This is a genomic window from Kitasatospora sp. NPDC034023, assembly GCF_055575795.1.
Genome location: NZ_JBVIRY010000095.1, coordinates 1 through 4,210 on the forward strand (window position 1 = coordinate 1; position 4,210 = coordinate 4,210).

The following is a 4,210-nucleotide window of genomic DNA, read 5'->3' on the forward strand; positions in this document are numbered from 1 at the left end:
GCCCTCGGCATGCCCAACGTCCCACGGCAGCCCCACAACCCCCGACACAGGGATCACCCCAGATCAGCCGACGCGAACCGAAACACGGAGGCTAGTACTCCAGTGCGACTTCGTGATCTATCCGGTTGAGGGGCTGGCGAGTCGCCGCCGGTAGTGGCTTCGGCGGGCTACGGCCTGATGGTGTCTGCGCCAATTCGACCAGTGCAGCAGCCTGCGCGGGGATGTGCTCGGCGGGTTCAGCAGAGTGCCGAGCAGGTGGCGGATCTCCGGGACGGTCAGGTCGATCGGCTCTCCGCTTCGGGCGGGACGGTTCGGATCCGCACATCTGGTCGGCCTCGCGTCGTCGGCTGCCACGGCCAGGAAGGCTAGCGCGAGCATGGCCAGGGTGATGTGCCGGTGCCAGGCGGTCCAGTGGCGGACCTGGTAGTGGTCCAGTCCGACCTGGCCCTTCGCGGCCTGGAAGCACTCCTCTATGCACCACCTGCTCCCGGCTACCCGGACCAGCTCGGACAGCGGTACTCGTCTCGGGGACCAGCACAGGTAGAAGGCGAGTTCGCCACTGCTCGGGTTGCGGCGAATGAGCAGGTGCCGGTGGCCGTCGGCGCCGATCTCGACCCAGGCCCAGTCGTAGTAGCGCGGCCCCTTGGCCCCGGCTCCGGCGCTCTGCCGGTGCCAGGCCGAGGCGGGCAGGCGATCGGTCACCGCATCCGCGCGGGCAGCGGTCCGCCCCTGGTTGATCCGCACCCGCGTGCTGCAGGCGACGGCAAGGACGTAGCCGGTCCCACGGGACTCCAACAGTGCGCGCAGGCCGGGGTCTTGGCCGTATGCCTCGTCGCCGGTCACCCAGGAGACACTGATCCCGGCATCCAACGCCGCGGCAATCATCTGCCCGGCCAAGGCGGGCTTGGTCGCGAACCGGGCCTGATCGGGCACTCCGGCGCGGGTCCGGCGCTCGGCGTCCTGGCACCACGAGGCGTCGGGCAGGTAGAGCCGACGGTCGATCAACGCCCGCCCTCTGCTGGAGGCATACGCGAGGAACACGCCGACCTGCGTGTTCTCGACCCGGCCTGCGGTGCCCGTGTACTGCCGCTGCACGCCGGCCGAGGCGGCGCCCTTCTTCAGGAAGCCCGTCTCGTCCACGATCAGGACACCGTCGTCGGCGCCGAGGTGTTCGAGGACGTAGGCCCGGACATCGTCGCGGACCGCGTCGGCGTCCCAGCGGGTGCTTCGCAGCAGCCGCTGCATCGGCCCGGGACGGGCATGGCCGGCCTGCTCAGCCAAACGCCAGCAGTTCTTCCGCTCGACGCCGGACAACAGGGCGAGCACGAAAGCGCGGGCCGTCGCCCGCGGCTCCACCCGCTTGAACCGGCCCGCGATCCGGGCCATCGCCTGGTCGAACATCGCCCGCCATCGGGCGGCGTCTATGCTGTGACCCGCGGCCACCGTACGATCTTCAGGAGTCCACACAACCCTTGATCATCTCGTGGTGGCCGCACTCATCAGGCGTCGTAGTGCTCGCCGTCGTCGCCCTGAACCCACGCCTTCAGCAACTTCGCCACCTCACGCATCTCCGCGATCACCGCATCGCTCGGGTTCTTGGACACGATCCGTCCGGCGCTCCACCACATCGGGGCTGTCGCGAGGCCGGGACGGGCAGCAGCCACCGCGTCCCATTCCTCCGCGCTGATGTCCTGGCCCTCTTCGTCCCACCAGTTCTCACGCCGCGTGATGTGCACGTCGTAGCCCATAGCGAGCCAGAGTAGACCGCGAGACCGACATGATCGCGAAGTCACACTGGAGTACTAGGCGTCTTCCTCCAGCCGCGCTGGCCACTCGTGCACCAGGAAAACTTCGGCACAGCACTCGCAACAGCACCGTTCGTTCCTGAGCTGGCAAATGCGCAGCTCAGGAACGAACGGTGCTGAAGCAGTGGCCTAGAACCCGGGGCTCACCCAGTGCGCCATGATTCCCGTACGTCCGTCGCCGTTGCTGATGACGGCGGTGGGGTTCTGCCCGAAGCGGAAGGCGTGGAGCGTGATGACGTCATTGACGTCGAACTTCTCCAGGATCGTCTGCCCGGCAGTGGTCTGCATGGGCGTGTGCCCCCCGGTCAGTGCTTCAGTGCCGGGGATGAGGTTGCCGTTCTTGAACAGTGCAGTGCGGACGAGCTGATCCGATGCTGTGCTCCCGCCGGTGTACGAGCGGGCGTGGTAGGAGATCTCCCATACCCCGGGGAAGGGGATCTTGAGGTTCGGGACCTCGGAGATCAGCTCATCGGCGCGGTCGGCGCCGGTGAGGTCGTGGTTGAAGTCGACCGGGCTGGTCTGGAGCCACGTCGAACCCTGCCGGTAATTTGCTGGAGTCGTCATGCTTTTAGGCTAAGAACGGCAGTCGCAGGATGCGGGATGTTCGGTCGTATGCCATCCGTTCAGGTGGAAAAATGCATTTGGCGTTTAATGTCGGTGGGCTTGGTGTTCGCCAGTCCACCCGGTGATCCAAACAAGACGATCCAACACATGCGCCCGCCTCACGCAGACCGTTCGGGCAACATGCACCGGCTCGGACGGCAGACGTTTGCGAGGGGAATGCAAGCGCGGCGGCGTCGATGTGGTCGGCCAGTCTGCGTGCACGGACAGGCTCGGCCGCCGCGCCGGCGGATCCCAGGATCCGCAGGACGGCCCGCACGATCATGCGGTGCGGGAGCCTGGCTCCCCGCCGGGCGTCCGGCCCGGTGCGGGCACCATCAGTCACTGGTCGCGGCGTGTGTTGGAGGACTTCTCACCGACGGCGGCGCGCACCCAATCGTGAGCACTGCCGGGGTCGAGGGAGGCGAGGAACTTCGTGAGCGAGCCGTCCCAGCTCTCTTTCGCACGTTCGGCGGCTGCTGCGGCGACCATCTGCCGGGTGTCTGTGTCCTCGCAGCGAACCAGCGCGATGGCGGCATGGGTGCCGGCTTCCGCGAGGATCCTGTGGGCTTGGTGCTCGGTGGATCCGACGCGTCCTTTATGCACTTCAGCGGCGTGGGCCCCGACCCTTGCCCCTTTCAGTGTGGAGAACAGACCCATGAATCCGATCATCCATGAGAGGGAGATGCGGAGCAGGGCGCTCGCAAAGCCGTTGGCCGTCAGCACACGAGACTGAGTTAGCCTCAGCGAGCCGTCGGCGTTTGCGCTGACCACTACAGCACTCGTGCGACCCTTGCGGGCCCGCCTGCGGAAGCCTCGCCCGAGCGACGCCAGCATGTGTTCGGCGCGATGACGGTTATCGAAGCTGGCGAGGACTACCGACTCCTGCCCAGATTGCGCGACCGATGCGGTCTCCGACGTCATAGGGGCGTCCTTCGCAGCCGAGTGACCGAGATCAGACCTGACTGATGACAAGGCCAAGCCTGCCTTTATGGGCATAATGTCCCATTTTAGCTGCTCGGAAGCCCATTTCTGTCGATCACGGTGATCGCGGGTTCGAGTGTGGCGGCTCGGCCGGGTAATGCTGGTCCGGGCACGCATGAAGCCAGGGCATCCGGTGCAGCTCGGGGTTGTCGAAGACCGAGCGCGCCCAAGGGGCCCTGATGACGCAGTTGTACGCTGTCGGCGGCGGTTACGCTCGGGCTCCTGACGTGACCGGAAACTGATGCAGTGTCACTCGTGAGGGTGAACGGCACCTATCCATCTCAGCCAGGCCGCGCCTCCCCGGGCGCGGCCCAGGTAGGCGCGCCGAGTCGGCTCCCGTTCAGGCTGCGCAGGGGAACCGGAGCTGACCGCCACCCCGTGGCGGGCTGACCTCGACCACGTCACCGGCCACCACCGGCATCCCCAGCCAGCCCGGACGGCTTGTCGGGCCGCGGTGGAGCCGCGGTATCCGGGCAAGCCCGGCCAGCATCCCGGCCTGGCGCTGCTCCTACTGCGGGGTGCCGTCCGACGTCCGGGACAGCGGCGCGTCGTTCTTCAGCTGCAGCTTGTCGATCAGCTTGTCCAGCAAGTTGTTGGGGTCGTACTCGGCCTGGTGGTCCAGCTTGTTGGAGATGGGGGCGTCCGGTGTGGGGTCGTTGGTCATGCTCGTTCTCCTCACTGGTCTGGCGCGCTGCCCAACCAGGTGGATCATCCCATGACGATGTGTCAGAGGACGTTAAGTCCGTTTCTGGTAGATGCCTCGTCCGGGTTGGGTGAGGAAGCCCTGGCGGGTGAGGCGTCCGAGGCGGGAGCGGGTGACA

At 66.9% G+C, this 4,210-nt stretch carries 5 protein-coding genes; all 5 read right to left on the reverse strand.

Going from position 1 to position 4,210, the window contains the following annotated elements; translation table 11 throughout:
• Positions 1 to 117: 117 nt before the first annotated feature.
• Positions 118 to 1,401, reverse strand: a complete 1,284-nt coding sequence (locus tag ACZ52R_RS43320) for an IS701 family transposase (protein ID WP_465626853.1) — start codon at positions 1,399 to 1,401, stop codon at positions 118 to 120.
• A gap of 98 nt (positions 1,402 to 1,499) precedes the next feature.
• Entirely contained in the window at positions 1,500 to 1,748 is a 249-nt protein-coding gene (locus ACZ52R_RS43325; RefSeq protein ID WP_465626851.1) for a hypothetical protein, read from the reverse strand.
• Between the two features lie 186 nt (positions 1,749 to 1,934).
• Entirely contained in the window at positions 1,935 to 2,369 is a 435-nt protein-coding gene (locus tag ACZ52R_RS43330) for a hypothetical protein (RefSeq protein ID WP_465626811.1), read from the reverse strand.
• 378 nt (positions 2,370 to 2,747) lie between these two features.
• Positions 2,748 to 3,329: a hypothetical protein gene (locus ACZ52R_RS43335; protein ID WP_465755563.1), complete on the reverse strand. Its 582-nt coding sequence runs from the start codon at positions 3,327 to 3,329 to the stop codon at positions 2,748 to 2,750.
• A 568-nt stretch (positions 3,330 to 3,897) separates the two neighbouring features.
• Positions 3,898 to 4,053, reverse strand: coding sequence for a hypothetical protein (locus ACZ52R_RS43340; protein WP_465626813.1), 156 nt, complete (start codon positions 4,051 to 4,053; stop codon positions 3,898 to 3,900).
• Positions 4,054 to 4,210: the final 157 nt, after the last annotated feature.